Source organism: Geomicrobium sp. JCM 19037 (assembly GCF_000698105.1).
Lineage (GTDB): Bacteria > Bacillota > Bacilli > Bacillales > Marinococcaceae > Geomicrobium_A.
Genome location: NZ_BAWZ01000014.1, coordinates 29,485 through 53,181 on the forward strand (window position 1 = coordinate 29,485; position 23,697 = coordinate 53,181).

Annotated in this window: 26 protein-coding genes and 5 pseudogenes; 4 read left to right on the forward strand and 27 right to left on the reverse strand. The window is 43.9% G+C overall.

The genetic code is table 11. From position 1 onward, the window contains the following. Window positions 1-912: 912 nt before the first annotated feature. On the forward strand, window positions 913-1,353 hold the full coding sequence (locus JCM19037_RS09770) for a hypothetical protein (protein ID WP_193744721.1): 441 nt from the start codon (window positions 913-915) through the stop codon (window positions 1,351-1,353). Window positions 1,354-1,457: 104 nt separating this feature from the next. On the opposite strand, the gene JCM19037_RS22620 is transcribed toward JCM19037_RS09770, so the two are convergent. From JCM19037_RS22620 to JCM19037_RS27175, 15 genes and pseudogenes are all read right to left on the reverse strand, one after another. Further along, window positions 1,458-1,955, reverse strand: a complete 498-nt coding sequence (locus JCM19037_RS22620; protein WP_193744722.1) for a substrate-binding domain-containing protein — start codon at window positions 1,953-1,955, stop codon at window positions 1,458-1,460. Next, window positions 1,940-2,269, reverse strand: coding sequence for a LysR family transcriptional regulator (locus JCM19037_RS22625; RefSeq protein WP_052363756.1), 330 nt, complete (start codon window positions 2,267-2,269; stop codon window positions 1,940-1,942). Before JCM19037_RS22625 ends, JCM19037_RS22620 begins: the two co-directional genes overlap by 16 nt. Window positions 2,270-2,395: 126 nt before the next feature. Beyond that, a pseudogene (locus tag JCM19037_RS09780) lies at window positions 2,396-3,818 on the reverse strand (aldehyde dehydrogenase family protein). Beyond that, the gene (locus JCM19037_RS09785) at window positions 3,815-4,993 is read right to left on the reverse strand and encodes an iron-containing alcohol dehydrogenase (RefSeq protein WP_238544647.1); all 1,179 of its coding nucleotides are present in this window, start codon (window positions 4,991-4,993) and stop codon (window positions 3,815-3,817) included. Before JCM19037_RS09785 ends, JCM19037_RS09780 begins: the two are co-directional and overlap by 4 nt. A 15-nt stretch (window positions 4,994-5,008) precedes the next feature. Next, entirely contained in the window at window positions 5,009-5,773 is a 765-nt protein-coding gene (locus JCM19037_RS09790) for an SDR family NAD(P)-dependent oxidoreductase (protein WP_042400470.1), read from the reverse strand. Next, the gene (locus JCM19037_RS09795) at window positions 5,770-6,438 is read right to left on the reverse strand and encodes an aspartate/glutamate racemase family protein (protein ID WP_152549018.1); all 669 of its coding nucleotides are present in this window, start codon (window positions 6,436-6,438) and stop codon (window positions 5,770-5,772) included. The genes JCM19037_RS09790 and JCM19037_RS09795 overlap by 4 nt, the downstream gene beginning before the upstream one ends. 97 nt (window positions 6,439-6,535) lie before the next feature. After that, the gene (locus JCM19037_RS09800; RefSeq protein WP_052363757.1) at window positions 6,536-7,648 is read right to left on the reverse strand and encodes a PrpF domain-containing protein; all 1,113 of its coding nucleotides are present in this window, start codon (window positions 7,646-7,648) and stop codon (window positions 6,536-6,538) included. Between the two features lie 23 nt (window positions 7,649-7,671). Further along, entirely contained in the window at window positions 7,672-8,265 is a 594-nt protein-coding gene (locus tag JCM19037_RS09805) for a sugar phosphate isomerase/epimerase family protein (protein WP_042400473.1), read from the reverse strand. Beyond that, window positions 8,252-8,476, reverse strand: a complete 225-nt coding sequence (locus tag JCM19037_RS09810) for a hypothetical protein (RefSeq protein ID WP_042400477.1) — start codon at window positions 8,474-8,476, stop codon at window positions 8,252-8,254. The genes JCM19037_RS09805 and JCM19037_RS09810 overlap by 14 nt, the downstream gene beginning before the upstream one ends. 16 nt (window positions 8,477-8,492) lie before the next feature. Next, a pseudogene (locus JCM19037_RS27165) lies at window positions 8,493-9,574 on the reverse strand (Ldh family oxidoreductase). A 115-nt stretch (window positions 9,575-9,689) separates the two neighbouring features. Continuing rightward, a pseudogene (locus tag JCM19037_RS09820) lies at window positions 9,690-10,611 on the reverse strand (AEC family transporter). Between the two features lie 106 nt (window positions 10,612-10,717). Next, a pseudogene (locus JCM19037_RS09825) lies at window positions 10,718-12,070 on the reverse strand (CitMHS family transporter). Between the two features lie 44 nt (window positions 12,071-12,114). Further along, entirely contained in the window at window positions 12,115-13,152 is a 1,038-nt protein-coding gene (gene ltaE / locus JCM19037_RS09830) for a low-specificity L-threonine aldolase (protein ID WP_042400481.1), read from the reverse strand. A 388-nt stretch (window positions 13,153-13,540) separates the two neighbouring features. Continuing rightward, window positions 13,541-14,116: a DUF6282 family protein gene (locus JCM19037_RS27170; protein WP_238544653.1), complete on the reverse strand. Its 576-nt coding sequence runs from the start codon at window positions 14,114-14,116 to the stop codon at window positions 13,541-13,543. Window positions 14,117-14,149: 33 nt separating this feature from the next. After that, window positions 14,150-15,208, reverse strand: a pseudogene (locus JCM19037_RS27175) (isocitrate/isopropylmalate dehydrogenase family protein); the annotation flags it as partial. A 115-nt stretch (window positions 15,209-15,323) separates the two neighbouring features. Between JCM19037_RS27175 and JCM19037_RS09840 the strand changes: the two are divergent. After that, window positions 15,324-15,896 (forward strand): LysR family transcriptional regulator, encoded by a 573-nt coding sequence (locus JCM19037_RS09840; protein ID WP_052363758.1) that lies wholly within the window; start codon window positions 15,324-15,326, stop codon window positions 15,894-15,896. Further along, entirely contained in the window at window positions 15,818-16,177 is a 360-nt protein-coding gene (locus JCM19037_RS28430) for a LysR substrate-binding domain-containing protein (protein ID WP_373900708.1), read from the forward strand. Before JCM19037_RS09840 ends, JCM19037_RS28430 begins: the two co-directional genes overlap by 79 nt. A 26-nt stretch (window positions 16,178-16,203) precedes the next feature. Here the strand turns inward: JCM19037_RS28430 and JCM19037_RS26250 are convergent, their stop codons facing one another. Together JCM19037_RS26250 and JCM19037_RS09845 are read right to left on the reverse strand one after the other, a co-directional pair. Next, complete coding sequence (locus tag JCM19037_RS26250; protein WP_202963229.1) at window positions 16,204-16,410, reverse strand: SEC-C metal-binding domain-containing protein; 207 nt, start codon at window positions 16,408-16,410, stop codon at window positions 16,204-16,206. 351 nt (window positions 16,411-16,761) lie between these two features. Then, on the reverse strand, window positions 16,762-17,097 hold the full coding sequence (locus JCM19037_RS09845) for a nucleoside triphosphate pyrophosphohydrolase (RefSeq protein ID WP_042400484.1): 336 nt from the start codon (window positions 17,095-17,097) through the stop codon (window positions 16,762-16,764). A gap of 119 nt (window positions 17,098-17,216) precedes the next feature. Here JCM19037_RS09845 and JCM19037_RS28435 point away from each other — a divergent pair, with 119 nt between their 5' ends. Then, window positions 17,217-17,351, forward strand: coding sequence for a hypothetical protein (locus JCM19037_RS28435; protein WP_255357888.1), 135 nt, complete (start codon window positions 17,217-17,219; stop codon window positions 17,349-17,351). Window positions 17,352-17,549: 198 nt separating this feature from the next. On the opposite strand, the gene JCM19037_RS25070 is transcribed toward JCM19037_RS28435, so the two are convergent. From JCM19037_RS25070 to JCM19037_RS28440, 10 genes are all read right to left on the reverse strand, one after another. Beyond that, window positions 17,550-17,789 carry a hypothetical protein gene (locus JCM19037_RS25070; RefSeq protein ID WP_152549019.1) on the reverse strand — a complete coding sequence of 80 codons (240 nt, stop codon included), beginning with the start codon at window positions 17,787-17,789 and terminating at the stop codon, window positions 17,550-17,552. Beyond that, the gene (locus tag JCM19037_RS25725) at window positions 17,741-18,349 is read right to left on the reverse strand and encodes a hypothetical protein (protein ID WP_052363759.1); all 609 of its coding nucleotides are present in this window, start codon (window positions 18,347-18,349) and stop codon (window positions 17,741-17,743) included. The genes JCM19037_RS25070 and JCM19037_RS25725 overlap by 49 nt, the downstream gene beginning before the upstream one ends. After that, the gene (locus JCM19037_RS09850) at window positions 18,325-19,191 is read right to left on the reverse strand and encodes a hypothetical protein (protein WP_052363760.1); all 867 of its coding nucleotides are present in this window, start codon (window positions 19,189-19,191) and stop codon (window positions 18,325-18,327) included. The genes JCM19037_RS25725 and JCM19037_RS09850 overlap by 25 nt, the downstream gene beginning before the upstream one ends. Next, window positions 19,175-19,675, reverse strand: coding sequence for a M14 family zinc carboxypeptidase (locus JCM19037_RS22635; RefSeq protein WP_052363761.1), 501 nt, complete (start codon window positions 19,673-19,675; stop codon window positions 19,175-19,177). Before JCM19037_RS22635 ends, JCM19037_RS09850 begins: the two co-directional genes overlap by 17 nt. Window positions 19,676-20,386: 711 nt before the next feature. After that, entirely contained in the window at window positions 20,387-20,923 is a 537-nt protein-coding gene (locus JCM19037_RS09855; protein ID WP_042400488.1) for a hypothetical protein, read from the reverse strand. 81 nt (window positions 20,924-21,004) lie between these two features. Continuing rightward, window positions 21,005-21,277 (reverse strand): hypothetical protein, encoded by a 273-nt coding sequence (locus JCM19037_RS09860; RefSeq protein WP_042400490.1) that lies wholly within the window; start codon window positions 21,275-21,277, stop codon window positions 21,005-21,007. 381 nt (window positions 21,278-21,658) lie between these two features. Continuing rightward, complete coding sequence (locus JCM19037_RS09865; RefSeq protein WP_042400492.1) at window positions 21,659-22,171, reverse strand: RES family NAD+ phosphorylase; 513 nt, start codon at window positions 22,169-22,171, stop codon at window positions 21,659-21,661. Window positions 22,172-22,182: 11 nt separating this feature from the next. Further along, the gene (locus JCM19037_RS09870) at window positions 22,183-22,764 is read right to left on the reverse strand and encodes a hypothetical protein (protein WP_152549020.1); all 582 of its coding nucleotides are present in this window, start codon (window positions 22,762-22,764) and stop codon (window positions 22,183-22,185) included. Then, window positions 22,724-23,359 carry a sce7725 family protein gene (locus tag JCM19037_RS09875; protein ID WP_052363762.1) on the reverse strand — a complete coding sequence of 212 codons (636 nt, stop codon included), beginning with the start codon at window positions 23,357-23,359 and terminating at the stop codon, window positions 22,724-22,726. Before JCM19037_RS09875 ends, JCM19037_RS09870 begins: the two co-directional genes overlap by 41 nt. 32 nt (window positions 23,360-23,391) lie before the next feature. Next, the gene (locus JCM19037_RS28440; protein WP_052363763.1) at window positions 23,392-23,691 is read right to left on the reverse strand and encodes a sce7725 family protein; all 300 of its coding nucleotides are present in this window, start codon (window positions 23,689-23,691) and stop codon (window positions 23,392-23,394) included. Between the last annotated feature and the right edge of the window lie 6 nt (window positions 23,692-23,697).

Here is a 23,697-nt window from a genome sequence, read left to right on the forward strand (position 1 = left end):
TAATAATGTTATACTATTCTATAGTAGAACAGAATACTCAGGGGTGGTGTTCACCTTACCAACAGTCGTGGCATGCGAATGACGTGTCAATTGGCAGGTTGGGGGTGATACTATTTTATCTTCTTATGAGGCAATCATGGTTTGTCTCGGTGTTGCAACATTAGTGTATCTGATAACAAAAGATGCTAATGCAAACAACAAAAAGAAGTAACCACTCCGAGTCCAAGAGGGTGGTTACTTCACTTCGAGTGAACATCATCCTTGAAAAAATGTTCTACACATGCCCAGTTCAGTGTATCCGCACTGACTGGGTATTCCTTATTCTAATCACAGCGTATCATTTTTATGCACTATAATCAATATATTGGAATCCATACACGAATGTCCAATGTTCTCACGGAGACAAGTTACATACCAAAATCATCTAAGCAAAACGAAAAAAGAAAGGGGTGATCTGTTGAAGAAACAGTTGACGATCAACACTGTCGATTTTATTGAAACGGAAGACCTCACACATTTTTTGTCGTTATGTTTTAAAGATGACCCCACTTCGAAAATATTTTTCTTGCGCGGCTTCGAAAGCCGCCATCGCTTGTGTGCATTCGAAGCCACTTATGATGAGAAACGGATGGGTTTAACAACTGCTTGGAAGAATCCATTCCATCCGTATACTACTTATGTTTCTACGGCTATAGACCTCAGTTTCGTCATTACGATGTTGAGGGTAAACTTCTAAAGCGAGTGGAATCTTATGCAACCGTTGAACATCCGTTGCAGACGTCGTTTTGGGAAGCAAACGATTATCTTAAGTCTTTCCACCGCAGCGTAGGGTTTAAAGAGATACGTAAAACTTACGAACCTACGCTTGAGATACCGTCTTTTCAATATTTTGTTACTCAAACGGATCAGATCATGACTTTCAAACAAATTTCAACTGACCAGTTATTAAGGCGAAACGTTGTGCAACTCGTTCAGTCAACATACGAACAAACACACAAAGCCAATCCTCCAGCAACGTTCGATGTAAATAAGTGGGATCACATCGTCTTCAATACAGATACGTTATTAGAAGGAAGTTTCCTATTAACACAAGGTGAAAAGATAATCGCCTTTGCAATGCTCCACAAAACAGAAAAAAGCAAGACGCTTGAACTCGGATGGCACGGAAGTCAAACGTTGGATGATATTCCATCGATTCTCTTACTCACCGAACAGCAAATCGGATACGCAAAGAAACATGGATTTCGTTACCTTGAAGCTGAAGTTGATACGACGGATCCTTATTTTACCTCTGTGTTAGAAGCTTATCCGTTTTCTTCCGAGCCGGCCTGGGTGACGTATCAAAAGCGTTAAACCAGAATTATCAGACCCATGCCTTTATTGAACAAGGCATGGGTCTGATTACAATTGTTTCACATCGATGCTGTGGATGTAACGTAAGAATGCACCGATCGTGTTTACGGATACGGAATCTTCGTCATAATACATCCATGTTTTGCGGATGATAGCTCGCCATCTGGGTTCTTTAATGTTTTTTTGTAGATGCTTGGATCGTCGTCTACGATCAAGTCCGGCACGATGCCGTATCCTAGCCCGTTGATAATCATTTCTTTGCACGTATCGACTTGATCAACGCGCAAGCCTACATTCGGTGGATGGTCGAAGTTTTCATTCCACCAATCTTCAACGAGTGCAATGAGTTTACGATCGGTTTTGTAGTTGATTTGCGTCATTTTGTGCAAATCATTCCAGCCGAAGGGTTGGGTTGATGCGACACATAAAGTTTCCTCGAAAAGTACTTCACGTCTTCCTCGCCACGGATAGTCTCCCCGAATAAAGCCTACATGAACGTCTCGATCGGTCATCTTTTTATAGATTTCTTCGCTCCACCCAGACAAGACTTGAAATTCAACATTCGGATAGATTTTTCTGAAATCTCTTAATATCTTCGGCAACTTGTATTTTGAAAAAAAGTTGGATGCCCTAATTTAAGTGTGCCCCCTAAGTTATCCTTCATACTAAGCACATCTGATCGGATTTGTTCTTGCTGTTTTAGAACGTTAACCGCCTGCTTAGCCAAATACTCACCTTCCGGTGTGAATTGAATGCCTCTACGTTCTCTTAATATGATCTGACATCCAAAGTATTCTTCAATTTGTTTCACTCTTGCGGTGAGAGCTGGTTGAGAGATGAACAGTGTTCTTGCCGCTCTTGTAATATTTTTTCGTTCATACAACGCATGAATAATCTCCCAATCTCGTAAATTCATACTGAACCTCCCTCCCATCTATGTGCACTCATATATTCCGAACCTAACAGCCTTCAAAAGGCTTCACTAGATCTATTATACACAAAAGCCCTTGATCTCAAAAAAGACCAAGGGCACGTTTCATCGCTAAAGTTTAAAAGAGATGAACTTTATCTCTGTCATTTCTTCTGTGGAGTATTTGACGCCTTCTTTTCCGATGCCACTGTTTTTAACTCCACCATACGGCATGTTATCGACTCGGAACGTTGGGATGTCGTTGATGATGACACCCCCTACTTCTAACTCATCGGCGGCCTTAAACGCTTTTGCAATCTCGGTTGTGAACACCCCGGCTTGTAAGCCATACGCTGAATCGTTAACACCGGCAATTGCTTGATCAAAGGTTTCATAAGGCGTCACGGTGACAACTGGGCCAAATGCTTCGCCTGCATTTACAGAAAGTGTACGATCTGCATTCGTAATAATCGTAGGCTCAATCACTGCACCTCTTTTGTTTCCTCCACATGCAATTGTCGCTCCTTGTTCATGGGCTTCGTTCACCCACGCTTGCAAGCGTTTGGATTCCCCAGGACTAATGAGCGCAGACACGTCTGTATTTTCGTGAGCGGGATCTCCGATTTGAAGCGATTCGGTTTTCTCCACAAGGCGATCCAGAAACGATTGATACAAACGATCTTGAACAAATATACGCTGAACAGAGATGCATACTTGTCCTGCATACGTAAAGGCTCCTTCAACACAGCGTTCTACAACAGCATCAAGATCTTCGACTGTGTCAACAATGACTCCCGAGTTCGATCCTAACTCTAAGGTAACTTTTTTAAGACCTGCTTTTTCTCGAATCGCTTTCCCAACAGAAACACTACCTGTAAACGTCACCATACGCACTCGGTCATCCTTGACGAGTAGGTCCCCCAACTCACTGCCCTTGCCTGTGATGACTTGTAAAGCACCTTTAGGCAGCCCAGCTTCCTCAAAAATTCTCGCAGTCATTAAGCCACTAAGAGGGGTTTGCGATGCAGGCTTTAACACGACTGTATTTCCTGCCGCAAACGCCGGTCCTAATTTGTGGGCTGTCAGATTAAAGGGAAAATTGAAAGGTGTAATAGCGGCAATAACACCTAGCGGTTCGTGCTTTGTGTATCCGAGTCTACTTTTGCCTCCTTCTGCAGCGTCCAGCGGGACCATTTCTCCATGTATCCGCTTCGCCTCTTCTGCAGCAAAACGATACGTCTCGATCGTTCGGTTTATTTCTCCACGAGCCGCTTTGATCGGCTTTGCATTTTCTTTCACGAGAATTCCCGCACATTCTTCACGATACTTCTCGAACCCAGCTGCTACGTTTGATAACAGTTCGGCACGTTCAAACGCGCTCAAAGATTTCATCGTACGTGTCGCATGGTGGCACTATCAATGGCCCGTTTCACCTGTGCTTTTGTGGCGAGTGGAATGCGCGCGAGCTCCTCTTGATCGTAGGGAGAGTATAACGTTTCATAGCGCTCTCCAGCTCCCAGTCCCCGTCTATATAGAGCATTTCCCCTTCGTTCATCGTCGCAACCCTCTCCCGTTATACGCCCGTTCATATATCGCTAGAATTTTCTTTTCATTTAAGGTATACGGGGTGTTTGATAGTAGTCTCGTCACTTTTGATGCTTCCTTTGCTAACTGCGGTAAAGATTGTTCATCAACACCTAACTCTTGTAGGGATGAGGGCAAATCTAAGTCTTCTAACAGTTGAAGTAGATAATATATGATGGCGTCCAACGCGAGATCGGGTGTCTCGGTATAGTCTCCTAATTGCAGCTTTGATGCAACAGAGACCATTTGCGGTGTGCACGTCTTGCCCGTCACCTCCAGAACGAACGGGAGCAACAAGGCATTGGCAACCCCATGTTCAACATGATACGTTCCACCGAGTGGATACGCGAGCGCATGAACGGCACCGACACCGGCATTGGCTAAAGAAATGCCTGCCATGTGGCTGACCATACTCATCCCTACTCGAGATTCTAGGTTTGACCCGTTGTGTACGGCTTGATGAATATGGAGAGGAAACAGCTCCATTGCCTTTTCTGCGTACATGTTTGTAAACGGCGTCGCTCTGACAGCGACGTACGATTCGATGGCGTGTGTAAAGGCGTCTACCCCAGAAGACGCGGTAACTCTAGGTGGACACGAGCGTGTGAGTACAGGATCAACGATCGCAACATCTGGTAAAAGTGCCGAGCTTACGAGCCCCCGCTTGACCCCTTGTTTCGTATCACCAAAAATGGCGTTCATCGTCACTTCTGCTCCTGTTCCCGCAGTAGTTGGCAATAGAATACACGGCACCATACGACTTGGGATCGTCACTTCACCGGATAAGTATGAGGATCTTTCTTCCTTACCTAACAGCGCCGCGATTGTCTTTGCGGTGTCCATCGCGCTTCCCCCGCCCAGACCAATGACGACGTCAGGTTGATACGATTCAACTTCCGTCACTGCCGATTCGAGTAGCTGAAATGAAGGTTCTCCTTCAATATCGGTGAAACGGTCTACGTGAATGCCTTCGTCCACAAGCAAACGACTCGTCCGGTCCACAAGTCCTGTATTCACCATCCCTTTGTCACTGACGATCACTACGCGTTTGGCATCAAACGACTGAACTTCTTCGGATAACGTTAAGAAACTATCGACACCAAAACGAACCCGATTTGGCGACTGAAAATCTGCATACCCATTCATGTTCATCTCTCCCTTTTACCAGCTTGTCCATCCACCGTCGACGTAAAGCGTTTGTCCGGTTACCATATTCGAAGCTCCAGAACTTAAGTAAAGCATTGCACCAAATAGATCTTCTGTCTTCGCAAGCCGCCCCAATGGAATTCTACTTAGCACATCAGTTTTGAATGCGTCGTCCTCCATCATCGTAGCGGTGAGCGGCGTCTCGATAAAGGTTGGACCGACAGCATTCACTAAGATGTGGTCGCCCGCCCATTCGATCGCAAGAGCTTTCGTCAATTGCTTCACTCCACCTTTGCTCGAACTGTATGCGGACCGTTTATAATAGCCAACTTCAGCCATTTGTGACGACATATGAATGATTTTGCCTCCCCCTTGTTTTTTCATATAGGGGTAAACGGCTTGGCTAAAGAAAAATGCGCTTTTTAGGTTCAGGTCCAATACAGCGTCCCATTCAGCTTCTGTAAACTCAATCGCAGGTTTGGTGATGTTCGTCCCTGCATTGTTCACTAATACATCAATGGCGCCAAACCGCTCGAACACGACTTCCGCTAGCTTCGGTAATTGAGCTGTCTCGGTCACATCAAATGGAAAAATCGCTACGTTTTCACCGTTCCCTAGTTCTTCTTTCACGGCTTCTAAAGCCGATCGGTTTCTCGCGACGAGCGCTACTTTGGCGCCATTTGTAACATACAACTCCGCTAAGCTTTTTCCGATCCCTTGGCTTGCGCCTGTTATAACAATGACACAATCTTTTACCGAAAATAATTCACTTGCATTCATTTGCTTCTCCCCCTTTTTGCGAGGTTAATGATGGCTTCTACGCTAACGCTAGGCCCGGTCAACACATTCGGATAAGGGGTTGTTTCGTTGGTCACAGCGCGCGCCATTGAATATTGAGCCAACACGACCGTGTTGCTAGCACTAACGGATTGAATGGTTTCGCGGATGTGCTGGTCATGCCTATCCACATCACCTGCTTGCAAAGCAGCAAACGCTTCTGTCACGACTTGCACATGCACCGTCACATCCCTTCCTTTTTCCCGAGCGATCTGTTGTATGATTCGTTCAGTCGTCGGACCAGCAGCGCGAATCGTTGCAATTACATAAATGTTGTCGCTTTCTAATACCGCCCGCTCCAACATGCTCTGATCGGAACTTAAGACCGGAACCGGCATTAAGTCTGCAATGTCAGAAACATAAGGCGTAAATGAAGAGCATGTAAATAAAATCGCATCCACATCGCTCTCTGCCGCCTTGCCTGCCAAGTCCGTCAAGCGCATGATCATCCGAGTCGTCACTTCGTTCGTCTCGTTCAGTTCATAAATCAAACCCTCATCCATAAAATTTACGAGTTCAACGTCTTCTCCATACGAGGTGAACGCATCGAGAATAGGCGAAACAGAATTCATTGTCGCATGAATTAATCCAATTCTCAGTCTCTTCAAGTTATCTCCTCCTAATTGCAAGAAGTCATACACTTAGTGTACGTTTTTCAATACGATAGATAAAATTGAAAAAGATAATACTTATCCATTAATATCCTTAATAAAGATCCGTATAAAAGAGTTCTCCGCGCATAATCAGTCTTGCGGTGCGACTCATCGCCACAGCTTGTACCTCTTTTCCGTCTGTTTCGGCAGTGACTGAAATAACACCTCCTGGGTGTCCAATACGAGTCGTATTTCCTTTTTTGCTACCTATGATTTGATTTGGCAATGTTCCTTCTAGCAACGCTGTGCCTGCTAGATTATACAACCCGCTCCCGGCAAATGTTTTATGAACCGTTCCCATAGATACCATCCTAGCTGTCACATCCATTTGATCTGCACTGACTCGTTCTCCGGTATTCGTTACGTAATCCATCGGTGGCGCGAGCAGCGCAACTTTCGGAACTGATTGATACTGTTTCGCCTTCTCCACTGTTTTTGTTAAGCCTGATCTGACCGAATATAATTGGCGGATTCTCTCGATTGTGCGTAGAAGCTGATGGTTGTTCGCTAATTCAGCGACAGACTCGTCCCCTCGCAAGCCAAATTCGGTAGCATCTAGAAATACAAACGGATTTACTATATCAGAAAGCGTCACTTCATAATGATCCTCTTCGCATTTGCCACCTAAAGGCAACGTCTGACCGAGCTTGCCTCCTCCTGGACGAATCAATTTGACTAGATATTCAGCACCTTTTCCGACGACACCAGGCATGTGATACGACCCGCTCACCTGCGCGTTCCCTTTAATGACCGGTACTGTGATGTGTACGTGACGATCGGTGTTCGTATTGTATGCCCGCACGATCACTTCATTTTGTGCAGCGTCGATGTCCAACATGTTTTCATTAACGGCAAATGCTCCGACAGCTGCCATCAAATTCCCGCACGTGCCAAGTGGGTCAGCTAGAGATTGACCAATGCCAATTTGATAAAATGTAAATTCAATATGTGTATTCTCCCGTAAACTCGTTCCAACGACCATTACCTTACTCGTGTGAGACGTACCACTGCCGAGCCCGTTAATTTGATTTGTGTTCTTCGTGTCCAATGCTTGATAAAAAATATTCTGCCACTGTTCGTCATTACGAGGTAAATCTTCTTTCTTAAAAAACACCCCGCGGCTCGTGCCCCCACGATACACGGAACAAGGAATTGACTTTTGCATGATCATCACCTCAATGCATAGATTTATTGAATGGATCGCAAGTATGCGATCGCCCGCTTCGCCGTGCCGAGAGAGTCACCTTGCTGCTTAATTTCTAGACTAACAAAACCGGAATAGTCGATCAGTTGCAACGTATTCAAAACAGACAGCACATCAAAAGAACCTTCGCCTGGAACGAGCCGGTTTGAATCTGAAAGGTGAACAAACCGAAGGTGCTCTTCTGCAAATCGGAAACATTCAGCGACCGTTCCCCGCGTCTGCTCGGCTTCGACATGTACAAGATCCAACATGACGCCGAGAGAAGAACGAGCAAATGTGTGGATGTAATCGATCGTTTCATACGTACCATTTAAGTTGTTCATATGCGTTTCATTTTGCGGTTCGATCACCAGCTGTACATTTCTTTTGTCTGCTTCTATGAGCACTTGATCAAAAGCCGTTCTCATTAATTCCCATGAATATGATTCATCTTCTAAGAGCTGTCCTCTCACTTTACCGATGGTCACGACCGTATCAAATCGTTCTGCCCAAACGATTAGCTGAATGACTCTACGTATCGCTTCCTCTCGTTTCAAGCGATCTCTTGCCGTAAATGATAGCTCATCATCCGCAACCATCGGCTGTGCTCAGCGCCGCCACTTGCAAATCGTTCCCCTGAATTATCTTGTACACTGCATCAAGGTCGGCAATGTTCGGCTCACGCACGAGTAGTTCAATGCCATCATAACCGATTGCCGAAAGCGTCGGAATGATGTGCTTCGATTTTCCTTTCGCACTGAGTAAATGCTGTGCTGTTTCTTCGGTCTGATATGGATAAGCGACCTTCACAAAACGCTTCCCCCTTTTAGCTTAGTAGTGACACATCTAACGCGTAGCGCTCCAATTCTAATTGCAGTTCTTTTCGCACATTTTCACTAAGTGGAATTCCTGCTTTCAGACGAGTTTGCGCCGTTTTCTCCTCGGGCTCTCCGGGAATTAAGATGTCGTCAAACCCTTTCGCCTTTGGCAACGATTTCGTCTTTTGCACGAAATCATCCATTCTATGATGAAACTCGTCATCGGAAACGAATAAATCTGGGCGTATGGCAATAAATAAGTGTCCGACATTTTGGGGCTCTGAATGATCGAAATATAAACTTTTCACATTCCCGCCGTAGTTTGCTCCGGTGAGTACGCCTGATAATAGTTCCATTAACATCGCAAATGCCGAACCTTTTGCTCCACCAAACGGTAAGCAAACCCCTTCAAATGCTTGTTTTGCGTCCGTCGTAGGTGCCCCGTCGTTATCGAGTGCTAGCCCTTCTGGTATGGCTTCCCCATTTGTCGCCGCTAACCGAATTTTGCCCCGAGCAATAACGGTCATTGCCATATCTAAAACGTATGGTGATTCGGTTCCAGCAGGAACCGCAGCAGCGAATGGACTTGCCCCTAAATAGGCGGTTTTTCCACCCCAAGGCGAATGGCTGGTGATGAATTCGTGTACGCCATCGAGATGTACCCTTTTTTCATCGCCTCCATCACGTAGATCGCGGCCATTCCATAATGCGTACTTCTTTGTACCCCGACCAACCCAATCCCTGAAACTTCGGCAAGTTTCACCGCCTCTGCCATCGCAATATGGCCGGCTAAAAAACCCATCCCGTTATCGGCATCCACTTTGGAAACCGCAGACGTAATTGAATCCACTTGAATGTTCGGTGTTGGATTGACAACTTGTTTCCGGATTCTTTCGAGATACATCGGCATCCTCGAAATTCCGTGTGAATCCAAACCTCTGACGTTCGCGGCAACGAGATCTTCAGCAATTGTTGAGGCATCTTGTTCCGGAACTCCTTCTGCTTCGAATAGCAACCGACTCACCTTTGTCAGTTGTTCGGCAGAGTAGTATGTGACCGTTTCTTCATTCATTGTATTTCCCTCCAACATCAATCAAGTACAGCTGGTTCATATGCACTGTTATATGTTTAGATTACATCCACTCTGCCATAAGTAAAAATAGTAAAAACAGCAATCAGAAATCAATATTTCAAATGGCATAACGTTAAAATAAAACCATCGATACGTAGATGACAACCGTTACCGTTATACTACTGACGAGCGTCGAATAGAGCACGACTTGTGCATGTAGCTCAGGTGCGACTTGATGTTCTAATGCAAGCGTTGCCGTGTTCCTTGATGTCGGCAATGCACTCGCAATTAACAACGATTGCGCCATCACCCCATCAATGCCGAGTAAATAGATGAAGAGCAAAGCGAGGGCTGGACTCACGAATAACCGGCCGAGCAAACTCCACACAATTACTTGATGAAACGTCTTCAATTTGATGTTGGCGAGTTGCGCACCGAGTAAGAATAGCGCCAATGCCATAAATGCGTCGGCCAACTGTTCAAGCGGAATGAGGGCGAAGTTAGGAAGAGGTACATCGAGAATTTGGAAGATTAATCCTAAAATAAGGCATGTATGATCGGCAAGCGAACGAGCGCCTTTAAAATACTCAAAATCGATTTGATGCAGACATTAAGTTGTACAAACCATACGAATAGGTAAGGATATTTTGAATGACGATAATAAAAATTTGAATCGAGACACCTAGAGGGTTAGCACTGAAGATGAGCTGGCTAATCGGTAAACCGTAGTTCCCTGCATTCATAAGTGAAATGCTGTTTTTCAATGCGGCCCGCTCCGGTGTCTCAAGCTTTAAAAGTTTCGCCAAGCCAGTGCCGAGCAACATAAGACTAGACATGAATAACAGCAAATACAAAAACAATTGTCCGATTAACTGGTAGTCAAAAGCAGACTGTGAAATGTTTAAGAAAACTGCCGCAGGCATAAAACAATACGTAATTAATTTAGTAATCGTACGCAGATGAAAATCGAACTTCTTTTGGAGGAACATTCCTAACGTCATCAATAGTAAAATCGGCAGTACCACATCTAAGAAAACAAGACGAATTACTTCCATAACAAAAACTCCATTTCAACCCGATAAGGAAGAAAAAACAGCCACTAACTAAGTGACTGTCTGATCGTTCACGGGTTTACATTGTATAAATAAAGACACGGTTGATTTAGTAAACGCCGATAATAAAACCGAAAATCAAACCGATAATGGCGAAACCCCAGAACCAGAAGAATGCGTACTTCATGAAACGTCCAATTTGTACACCAGCAAGACCAACACCTAACCAAAGAGCTGGAGATAAGAACTTGCGAGAACGTACTTCCAATCAACAACATAAACGCGGTTGATTCTGATGGAACACCAAAGCTTGAAGCTACACTTTCAACGACTGGGAAGATGCCGTAGTAATATGCGTCCGTACTCATGATAATGTCCAATGGAATTCCGAAAAACGCGACAACAATATGAAGATATGGACCAATTGCATCTGGCATGACTCCAACGATAGACAATGCAAGAGCATCAAGCATTCCTGAGTCTGTAATGACCCCGAGGAATAGACCGGCAGCAAGAATAATGGATGCCATCATTAATGCCGCTGGTGCATGGGCACGAATTCGACCCATTTGATCATCAACCGTACGATAGTTTAACGGCAGCGCGATTGCGAGACCGATCATAAAGGCCATTGCCGGTGGCAAGATGTCTAGAAGCATCGATAACAGTACGCCGACGAGCAATAGCGCATTCATCCAGATCATGGCTGGATGCTTCACTCTTTTCTCATTTGAAGATTCTTGATTTTCTTTTTGTTGCTTAATAAAGTCATCAGCAATCTCTCTTGAATCGATATTTTGTGTATTCTGAATTTCCCCGTTATCTATACGTCTCTTAATACGTTTTTTTCTCTCTCATACCTAAAACAATCGCAAAGCCAATCGCAAGGAATAACGCTCCGATTTGCCACGGGATAAGCGGGTACCATAATTCAGCCGGGTTATCATACCCAAGCACCGAGCAATTCGCCCAACCGGGCCTCCCCAAGGAACGACATTCATAAAGCCAAGACTAAAAGTGGCTAGCATGAGCAATAACATCGGGCTCATATTCAACTGTTTGTATAAACCAATGAGCGCAGGAATGGTTAATAAATAGGTGGTCGCCCCAGCCCCGTCAAGGTGGCAATTGCCCCTACGATAATTGTGACGATACAAACAATGATGACATTCCCTCTCGTAAGGATTATCAAATTTTTGATGATTGGATTAAATAAACCGACATCATTCATAATGCCGAAGAAGATAATTGCAAAAATAAACATAATGGCTACATTAATAACTTGGTCGGTTCCCCCACTAAAGAACTCTCTCAGTTCATCAAAACCGAACCCTGCAATAAGTGCACCAATGACAGGTATAATAACCATCGCAACAATCGGATGAATCTTCCCCCACATTAAGAAAGCGATTACAGCAAAAATAATCAAAAAGCCAAAAAATGCTAAGTATGCTTCAGACATGCTGGACTCCCCCTTCTATCGCTATTAATCTATGTTTTTACAATTCACACTTCTTGTACCATATCTTTAATTACTTGAACGACTCGTTCAACATCTGCCCTTGATATTTCTCGATGGGTAACGAGTCGGACTTGACGCTCATTCATTCGACTCACCAATATTCCTTGCTCTTTAAGCCTTTGAATGAATATAGTGGAATCGATAGGCAACTGTTCGAGCGAAACGATCACGATATTCGATTGGACTTCCTCATTGACGATGCGTAGCTCAGGCAAACGCTGTAAACCATTGGCAAGAACTCCGGCGTTCGTATGATCAGTGGCTAATCGTTCAACCATCGATGCCAATGCAACCTGACCGGCAGCACCGACAATGCCTGCTTGTCTCGTTCCTCCACCGAGAGCTTTTCGCCACCTTCTCGCTCGATCAATCATTGACTGATTACCGACTAATATCGAGCCCATCGGCGCAGACAATCCTTTCGATAGACAAATGAGCACTGTATCGGCATATTGCGTGATGTCTTGAACATCGACTCCTAAACGAACCGATGCATTAAACAGTCTCGATCCGTCCAAGTGAACAGGGATATTCATACCGCCCGCCAAGTCCGCCACTTTCTCCATATACGAAAGAGGCAATATTGCCCCGCCTGATCGTGCATGTGTATTCTCCAAACAAACAAGTCCGGTTTTTGGCTGGTGAAGGTCTGTAGCTGTACGAATCGATTTGGCGATCCGCTCGATCGGCATCTGCCCGTTTGCGCTCTCTAACGCTCTCGTCTGAACGCCTGCAATGGCGGCGAGCGAACCGGTTTCTGAGTAGAACAGATGCGAGTCTTCACCGAGAATAACCTCGTCCCCTCGTTCTGTCTGACTCAATACCGCTAAGAGGTTCCCTTGCGTCCCACTCGTCACAAACAGCCCTGCTTCTTTTCCAAGCTGCGCGGCTGCGTGCTCCTGCAACTCATTGATCGTCGGGTCTTCTCCGTACACATCATCCCCAACCTCAGCGTGTAAGATCGCCTCTCTCATCTGCTCGGTAGGTTGGGTCACGGTGTCACTTCTCAGATCAATTGTCATAGACTTCCCCCATTCTCTCCATTGAAATAAACCGCTTACATAACTGAATGCTTTAGGTCTGTACAGCAATTAAATATAATAGTAATAAATATTCAGCCAGAAGTGAAATCAGATTATTTTGTATTGACCATCAATAAAACTGATGGCTAGCAGGAGGTGCGGGCAATTTCGTTATATCTCAAGCAATTTAGTCGGATTATCCTTCATCATTTGGTCCACTTCGTTGGAAGAAAAATGCTTATGCAGCTGTGCGTGCATGTCTTCAAGAGCATCTGCCAATCCGGATTTTCCAGTTGACCACTGTCCGTTGAGATGATCGTGGAAGCACAACCCACGTGCTGTATTGCTTCGATGTTGGTTTGCATATTTCTTTTGTAAACACCGGCTTTTAGCGGTTGAGCAACGTTCGCTCGAAATAGACAGGGTATTCCACTGCTAGTTTCTGTTGTTTCTCTACTGAAAGATTCACGATGTGATATTCAGGGTGGGTAATAACCATCTTCTTGACCCCTCGTTTGCACGCTTCCCTAACAACCGATTCGATTTCTTCACTAGAAATATGGCCCGTTGCAAGAATCAAGTCACGGTCTGCAATAATCTCTAAAATATGGCAAAGCGCTGAAACAGGCTTCCCCTGTTCAAACAATCGAACCCCTCCGGTTAGACCGGCTTTTCTTCTATGGTTCTCTGCATCAATGGTTGGCAACCAAACAATCTTGCCTCCTAATGAAGCTGTCACTTCGACAGCCTTCGGATTCAGTCCACCAACCGCTTCATTCAATGTGATGCTCCCGAATGTTTTTACCTCCGGGTAAAGCTGGTTTAATAACGATGCTCGCTCACTCGTCGGAAAATGGTGTGATTTCAAGACGAGCGCTTTAAGCCCAGACAATTGTGCCGTCTCAAGCAACTGAAGGTCATCATGCTTACGTGCACGTACATCAGGCGCTGAGTGGACGTGCATATCTACAATGCCATTAAACCTCCGTGCATTGGCAACCTCAGCACAGACGGCTTCAGCAAACGAGGAAGTCGTGGCGCTTCCCCCCAAATCCGGCGTGACGATGTTTCGGTGAATCGTTCTTGCGATGCTCTCGTCCATTCTCCTCGCAACGTGAGTAAGCCGCTCATCATCGTGCTTTTTCGCGAGCCATTCAAAAAGCATCACCGTTGAGTGCATCATGCCAATCGGATTGGCGATATTCTTGCCTTCGATGTCTGGGGCTGAACCGTGAGCAGCTTGTGCCATCGCTTGTGTTTTACTCGTATTAATGGATGGCGCAATTCCTAGGCTGCCTGCCAACTCACCTGTAAGATCCGATAAAATATCCCCAAACATATTCTCCGTGACGATGACATCAAAATCCCCACCTCTTCGGACGAGGTGCGCGGCCATTGCGTCAATATGATAATCATCAACGTCTACTTCAGGGTACTTCCCGGCAACTTCCCGACAAATCTCCAAAAAGAAACCTGTACCTAAGCGAATAACATTCGCTTTATGGACGATGGTCACTTTCTTTCTACGCTCCATCGCTGCTTCAAAAGCGGCTTCAGCAATTCGTGTAATCGCCTTTCGTGTGAACACCCCGGTGGAAACGACAACATCTTCTGTCACTTTAAATTCTCCTAAACCAGTATGCATATTGCGATCCACATAATACCCTTCTGTATTCTCTCGATAGATGACGAGGTCCATATCACGGATTCGTGCATTTGATTTTTGCATCGACTTGGCAGGGCGAACATTTGCAAACAAATCGAAATGATGACGCAACTCGCCACTCGGGTTACGTTCTCCTTTGAACTGCTGGGGATAAGCCGCAGAATCATGCGGACCTAAAATCCATGCATCACACGTTTGAAGCGTCTCTTTCGTTTTTTCTGATAAGGGCGTTCCTTCTTTATGAATGCCCTCCCATCCCATCGGCAAAGCGATCCATTCAATGTCTAACACGGTTGCATCGATACAAGCTTCGATCACTTGTTGATTTGCATCGATAATCTCTTTTCCAATGCCATCACCAGCCAATACCGCAACTTTGTAACTGTTCACGTTCATTTCCCCTTTACGACTTCAATTTCATTCAGTGTATACTAAAGTGAATTATTAAAAAAATAGATTATATTAATTGTGTGTGATTAAAAATACAAATAAAGAGGGATTAAAAATGGATTTTAAAGACTTCGAGATTCTTAAAGCCATTCATGAAGAAGGCAATCTAACAAAAGTAGGCAATCGACTATTTATCTCGCAACCGACCGTTACACATCGGATTAAACAACTAGAGAAACAGCTCGAAATTACAATCTTAAAACGAGGACGAAAAGGGGTAGAATTTACTGATCAAGGATTGTATCTACTTAAACACTCGGAAAAGTTGTTAACGAATATGAGAACGTTGCAAGAAAACTTATGGAACTTGGAGGATGAACCTCATGGGACACTTCGCATCGGCGCGTCTCGTTCTGCTGCTCTTCACCTTCTCCCTGAAATTCTTCACGCCTATTCTCACAAGCACCCGAATGTTAGCTATACGGTTACAGACGGCTTTAATAAAGAGATCATCCAGTCGGTGTATAAAGACGATGTGCACGTCGCATCGTTCGAGGAAACCACCATTGGACCGATGCACAACTTACCCTTACAGAAGAGCGGATATGTATTCTTGCTACCGAGAATATCCCTCTCGATCAATTGCCGAACAATAAACGTATTCTCTATCAAACCGACCCGTACTTGACGGCCATCATAGATAATTGGTGGCGAGACCAGTATAAACAACCCCCTAGCGTAAGTATAACGACGAACACGATGGAAATAGCTCAGAAATTTTGTGAACAAGGATTAGGCTATATGATCGCCCCTGAAATGATGATCCCAAAAGACTCCCGTTTAACGATTCAACCCATTCAAACTGAAAACGGGGAGAACATCATGTGGCCGACGAGACTTGTCTATAAACAACAAACAACCGATCTGAACCTCGTTCAGAAATTCGTGGAGCATATAAAAAAGTTGTGAAGCAAGGCTCACTTCACAACTCTAGGCTAGTCCATACAACACTTTTTATACTTCTTCCCACTTCCGCACGGGCATGGTTCGTTGCGCCCCACTTTCTGGCCAGGTTTGAAGGGAACGACATTGTTACGTGGGGTTCCTGCTAATTCACCGGGCACTTCATTTGGTCTATGGCCTTTAAGCTCCCAACTTGGGGTGGAAGGTCGTGACCAAGGGTCACCACTTGGCACAAGCATGAGATGACCTGTCACGTATGTGACAATCCAGCCCGCAAACTGGGCACTTTGGGCACGCAACTGTCACAAATCGCAACATTTGTGACAGTTGACTCCGTTTATGTGCGCATCCACGTTTAATCTGATGATTTTTCTTTCTCAAGTGTCACATTAATGAATATATGGGGCATTTGGACTTCTTTCCACACGCCTTAGCCCGTAGGCATAAAAGTCAACCGCGTCGCCTTGTGCTCTGGAGTGTAAAGAAAACACGGTTGCAGATGTTTCGCCACCGATGTTGCACTTGTGCTCTGTAGTGCAACTACCCGCCTGTTATGGAAGCAACAACTACCTGTGCAAATCACCCCAAGACTAATCGTTGTTGTCGTCATCAACCCGTTCCAGAAAAACTCTGTCGTGAAAACCGCCGCGCTCTGCCAGCTTGTTTGCACGAATCTGTTCTACTTGCTCTGCTGAACTGCCGTGAGCAGACGCTAGAGCATGTACGACTTCGACCATGTCGGCAAGCTCTTCTAGCGCTTCTTCCGTTGTTGACGCCGTCAAATACTCCTCGACCTCTTCTTTTAACTTGTTGCGGAGCTCGTGCTCGTATTCTTTGTCTGCCAAAACGATCGTTGTCGGGTGCTTGCCTTGTTGTTTAATGATTGCCAGTATCCGATCTCTAACAAGTTTGTTGTACGCAGGCATAAGCGTCATCCTTTTCGTAGAGGTTATTGTCTTTAATGGTAACAAACATGTGCAGTTGAAAACGACGGCATCAGTTGGTACGATCTAATCTACGAATCAAAACATAACAGGTGACGCGTATGGACCTCATCAACATGGAGCTACTTCAAACAACATTAATTATTGCGAGCTTTCTAGCCATCATCCTTTTTTTCTCCAACTTGTTCGATGTATTTAACGAGAAAATTATGGGCCGATTTACAAGTGGGTGGTGAAAACGATCAGGAAGGTTTTTAAGAAGGAGTAGCGGGTTGGGTATAATGAACGCTTCAAAGCGTAGAGTTATTAAAGAATACAGGAAGTCTTTGGAAGTAGAGTGTCGTTTATTTACGGAACAGTGCTACGTCAAATTTATACACAGTTGATAAAAGGGATGCTACGTAAAGCCGCGGCATCCCTTCTTAATGCATAATTTATTCTGTCCACTTTGCAATCAATGCTTCGGCATGAATGGATAGCATGTAGTTCGCATACCGAGAGATCATCTCGTTGTCAGAGTAACGTTCGAGCAACAGTTCAAAGCTCGCCATATGGTCGAGCACTTTTGCTCCATTATCCCGTCGCTCGTAATTGGCGATCGCGGTAAGGTGGAGGGTTAGCGTTCTTACGACTCGTTCGTCGGTAATGTCACCTGACGCTTGTAAGTCAAACACAAGGCGCGGATGTCTTCAGCTGTAAGGTCAGGGTCAACAGGATTGACGAGATCATCAGGCGCTTGCGGTGCTTCAAGCCCACCGATGCCGACACCGACGTAGGCGTATTCGTTCACATTCCCTGGCGTTGAATGGGAAATACCCGCTTTACCGCCGAACATGTTGCTCTGAATCGTCACCGCTTGCCAATCGGCTGGTTCTTCGGCGCCATCCGGCCACATTTTCACTTGCACCGATTCAGCTTGACGCTTGAGCAACACGCGGTACCACTCGTCTTCTTCCAACGTGAACGGCAATTCTGCCGTTTCAAGAGCAGACGTGCTGCCCCCTCTACGCTGCATAATCCGCACTTCATTCGTATTCATTTGCGCATCCACGTAAATGCCATTCTCACTTCCCGGAGACCCAGACATATGGAAGCCAAGCTCAAACATCGTCCGGTGAATTTCATTTCCACGAACGAGTCCGAAGATTTCTGTATCTCCGTACAGTTCACCAACACTGTCTGATACGAGACCACGGACCCCTGACCCAGTCAGAAATTGAAGGCGTGTGGGCAAGTCAAGTACGGCAAATTGGTCAACCCGTGCTTGCCAGAACGGCGACCAATCCGAAGGTGACTCGCCAACTGCATTCTCTGTAAAGTCAGTTGCAAATTGTGCAGGTTCAGACACCGGCGGTGTGTCCGGCCAATACTTCGGTAACTCATAGAAATCATCGCCATCGAGTTGATCGATGCCGTCCGCCATATGATGGAGAATGCCCCACAGCCCGTCTTCCATGATGTCGATGAGGTTCTGATCATACGGTGCACTTGGCTGCTGGCCAGGCATTTCAAACAATACCGTCCCGGTGCCGTTAGAGCAAACGCATGACGAGCTTGTCCAGGTAAATCCCGAGTAGAATGGTGCACATACCTCGCCAATCCAGGCTCGACACCACCGTCCGCCCGCTCGTTCACACCGTTGGCGGCCGCAAGTGCGTATTTGCGCGATTTATCTTGATCCCACTCTGGATAATCGTCTGCATAGCGTGGATTTCCATCTGGTCCAAGCGCCGGATAGTCAAGGGCAATCGTTACTGGTTCGTCTGTCCCTTCAATCACATTGTTCGCGCCCATCTGATGAAGGTCCACGTACGCCTCGACCCCGCCAAACTCCGCTTGCAACTCTTGATACAAATCTCTTAAAATTTGTGACTCATTCGATAAAAAGAAACCAAAATTCGCCGTATTGCCCGGAAGGTCAGCTGCTTCAGGTACATAATCCAAGTCCGCATTGAAATCGCGGTTCACATCAAACCCTTGTCTGCTTTCGTTATAGTTCCATGCAGGCTCCGCCCCTTCCAATTGCGGATGGTTTTCAACGACCTCGTCCCACGTAATGTCATTTTGACGCTGCACAAGTTCCGCCCCGTCCGTTGAACTTCGGAACCGCCACGACCGTAATCTCATCCAGAATGAACTGAACTTCTTCCTCATCACTCGTCGCAAGCGTCTCCAGAAGGGAAACTAACGATTCCGTACCGAAATTCTCATTGCCGTGAATTTCACTCGTAATGAGGATCACTTCGTCGCCCGTCCCGATCCGCGTAGAATAAATATCCCGCCCGCGCTGGGATTGGCCGAGCACATCAATGTCGAGCTCCCCATCGCTTAGCTCTGCAATCCGCTCCAGCTCCGGCAACAAATCATCATACCGAATCCACTCAGACGGATCAAAGTTCGTACTACGCATCATCACTTGCCCGTCACCCGTATCCTCTTTCTCAATCTCAAGAATTCGGTCCATCTTTTCCAACGCCTCCTCAGGCGAATCCGCCGCAGCCATATTCGCAGGCAGTACAGCAAGCATTGCCGCCATCGGAACGACTCTCTTCCAGTGCATACGCATTTCCCTCCTTGTATTTGCAGTCCTTAAATAAGTTTTCCTTCGGGATGCGAATCACCTGTCAGGAGGGGAAGAGATAGTCCGAAAATGTATGATGTCGGGAGGAATTGTCTAGGGGGAAGGTTAATTAGCTTCTCGTGTACCATCAATGACCCTATTAACTTTTTCAGTTAATAAGACGTTATTACTTTCTTTCGACCACTAGCTTCGAACGATACCGTTTACTAGTAAGCTCACCTAGAGTCTTTGGTAGATTAATGCCAACAATATGCGTCGTGAGCTATCTATGTATGTCGTTACCTCGTACATAATGAAAAGCAAAGAAGCGATGAGGAGCGGCTCACGCATAACTGAGGATTTCATAGTTTTCGAACACAAAAACTTATCCATTTACGGCGAAGATTTAAGAGTTGGATAGAAACAGCACTTGTCCTGTGGAGGTGTGTCCAGAAAAGGTAATCGCTTCGGAATATATTAGGGGATATTCGTGGAGGCGGTCGACGAAATAAAGAAGTAGAAAGCATTGAAGGCTTAGTTAGCTGTCGCAGCATTCCGGCAGATCCGATCTCTTTCCAGAGATAGCTGCTCAAAAGATTTCCAGTTTACCCGCGCTGGATCGTATAGAGTGGCCAAATCGTGGGGATGTGTCGAGGGAGCTTCGGGAGAAAAACCGCTCCCTAGACATAGCGGTTTTTTTGTTTCCGAGTTTTAAGATACTCTTTTCCGCTCATGTTTCACCGGTCGACCTTTCACGTCGTAAACCGCTACGCCATAATCCATGAGCGTTTGCAGTAATTCCTTTCGGTTGTTCAAATGATGGTAGTCAAAGCTAAATACCGGAATCCCCTCACTCCTAAGCCAGTCATAAACATAACTGGCGCTCTGACTCGAAAAATTTTCTTCATATTTTGCATCATCTAGTGTAATAAAGACGATGTACGTATGGACGTTATTGCGATACAAGTGAACAGAGTATAGATCTTCCCATGGGACGAGGCCAACGGTAAACCTCACGCCCTCATCCGTCACCGTAATGATCGCCCCTGCATCTTCTGTAACTTTAGAGATCATCGGAATACAGCCAAGCACCAAAAGCCCAACCAATATAAATGGAACCGTGCCCTCCAAATCCGGAGCCAGCCACGTCAAGAACGCAAAAGCAAACAAAAGTAGAGCAATCAACACGCACATAAAAATTATTAACTTCGTTCGTTTCTTTGATAAGTAGAATGATTTTTCGTTCATGTGTGTGCTCCGATCAGTGAGGGGTCCTCTTATTATAGCAGGCTAGGCATGGAAATCCTTGTACGTTGTCTCTGTTTACGATCACCTGCAATGATCTCGGTTAACGTATATGACCTCATCCTTATCAAAATTATCAGCTTGTTCCTCATCTAATTTTTGTAGGATATAACGATCCAACGCCATTCCCGTATAATCACCTTTTACTTCATTATGACGCATAGCTTCATCGAGATAAATTTGCTCATAATCCTGCAAATCCATCTCTTTTATTACTTGATCTTTGGTTTTATTTTTCCTACTATAGTTCAACAAGAAGTCAGCTTTCTTGGTAAAGGACAAATCATTTTTACTCATTTCGTTTCCTCCACTTCGTTAGTCTTCAAGTTAATTTGATTACCTAAGTAATCCGAGTATTTCAGATTTGGGAAACTTGATAGGAGATTAATGCATTACGACAGCTATTTTAGATCGACTCATCCATCGTGTTGAAGTCATCCATGGTGAAGAAAATGAAGAAGGCTATCGGATGAAAAATCAAAAGTTTTTTCCACATAAGTTTAACAGGTAACAGAGAAAAAGTGTGAAATTAGACTTAACGTCTACAGCAGATTTGAATAAAGTGGTATATATTATTCGATGCACACATTAAAGACTATTTAAGATTTGAAAACACTCTCATCCGCGCCTTAAAAAAATTCAATTTCACCCAATGCAGATACACATGGAGGATAGATTTTACAATTCAGAAACAACGTGTGAATAGTTCAACACCTGTATAATATTCTTTTCTACTTTGGTACATTCTAATAATTCAGGCTCGAAAATCATTAAGTTATACCCACTTGTACTAAGAGTACTATCATATACTATTCCATCATAATCATATGAATCATTTTCATTTAAACTCTTTATAAAATCTACTAAAAATTGAGTAGAAAGGTAATCTAATTTACTATCCCCACTTCTTACGGGCTTAGCAATAGCTTTATTCATACTATCAAGTATCTCTAAATTTACCGCATACATAACCGGATCAGTGAAGCTAAATACATTTAAAGTATTTAAATTTCTGAAATCAACAACCTTCAACTTATCTTTAATTGGGAATTTTCCGATATATACATTATCACTAATACTAGGTCTTATTTCACTAATGACTGTATTCTTGTCGCTAGCGAGATATAAATGTCGAATTCCTTCGGAATTTGCCCTACCCGCTGTAGCATTCTCAATTGGTGGTGCTCCCATTTCAGACTCTTTTATTTCGTTAATATTAGAATCCTACCTCTGTAATATACTTCATCTTCAATTATATTTGTTATTCTAATTAAGTAATCCTTCAATATTTCAAAATTTATATGAGTAGTATGAAACCTATTTTGATGTTTTATATAATATACAAATTCACTCCACGGTTTACCTTTTAAGATAGATTTATTTTTCAGATATTCAGAATTCATCCATTCAATTATTCCTACTTGATTATGTAATAATTCAATTGCACTTGGATATCTATGTTCTAATAATTTTGTTAGGAAATGAAGTATCAAATTACCATCAAAGTTGTTGAATATGTTCCACCTTTTTTCAAATTCATCTCTAATGCTAATTAGCTTTTCAGGTGGAAATCCATCTTTTATTAAGTCTTGACTTAAATTAAATATACTTAATACATCATTAAATACATTCTCTAATCCAGTATCATTACTTAAATTGTAAACATTAGTATCTTCTGCTCCACAAAAATTGCATACTCCTAAATTATCAAGGCTGCGAATTATGCTTCTTAACTCTTCAGATTTAAAACATTTTATACAACAGTTCATAGTAGGATCTCCCATTATATAACTTTCCTATTAGCTCTAAGTGATGCATGATAGACAGTTTTTTTAGTGTAGGTAAACCTGGGTAAGTACCATTTTCATAATGTTCCTTAAATACACCTATTGCAAAAGTTTCAATTCTTGAATCATTAAATGATTGGTACCATTTTATTAACTTATGAAGTGCTTCAGAAAATTTACCTGCAGGATCTCTAATATCCTCATTTGAATCAGAAACAAAATGAATAATTTCCAATGTGTTTTCTTCAGTAGGATACACAATGTGAATAGCCACTGCATACGGAGCAAAACCACTTTCAGAGTATTCTGCACCTATCACTGAATAATCAGAGAATCCTATGTATCCTTCATCTTTATAGAATAAATGTTCTTCAGAGAAAAATTCCACCATGTTATCTCTGTAATCAATATTTCTGCCTTGCTTATTAAACCTGTCAGCCAAGCCGACTAAATTTTTTCTATTTAACTGTCTCCTAAAAGGATTATCCGTAGGCACAATATTTACATAAGCAATATCTTGATTGGTATATTCTTTATATTTCTCTATGTATTTTCTGTTTGAATGTAAAACTGCTAGTTCATTAATATCCACTTTATATTCTTCTTTAATTTCTGATAATTCGCTTATAAAATTATCACCGAGGCGATAAGCACTTTAACTACATCTTTCATCACTACATCCTTAAATTGCTGATTTATACTAGAGATTTTTAATTCCCCCATCAGCGAGCCTACCATTGGATTGATTATTATTATTAAGCTCCTCTTTTTAAGATCAAACTCATTAACAGTAGATATTAAAGTGTTACTTATTTTAATAGGTTCAATAATTGGTATTATTTTATCACTTAGAAGCTTTAATTTCTGTAATTCTCTTAGTGCTATTAAATCATATTGTCGCCCTCTCAAAACCGGATAATACATATAATC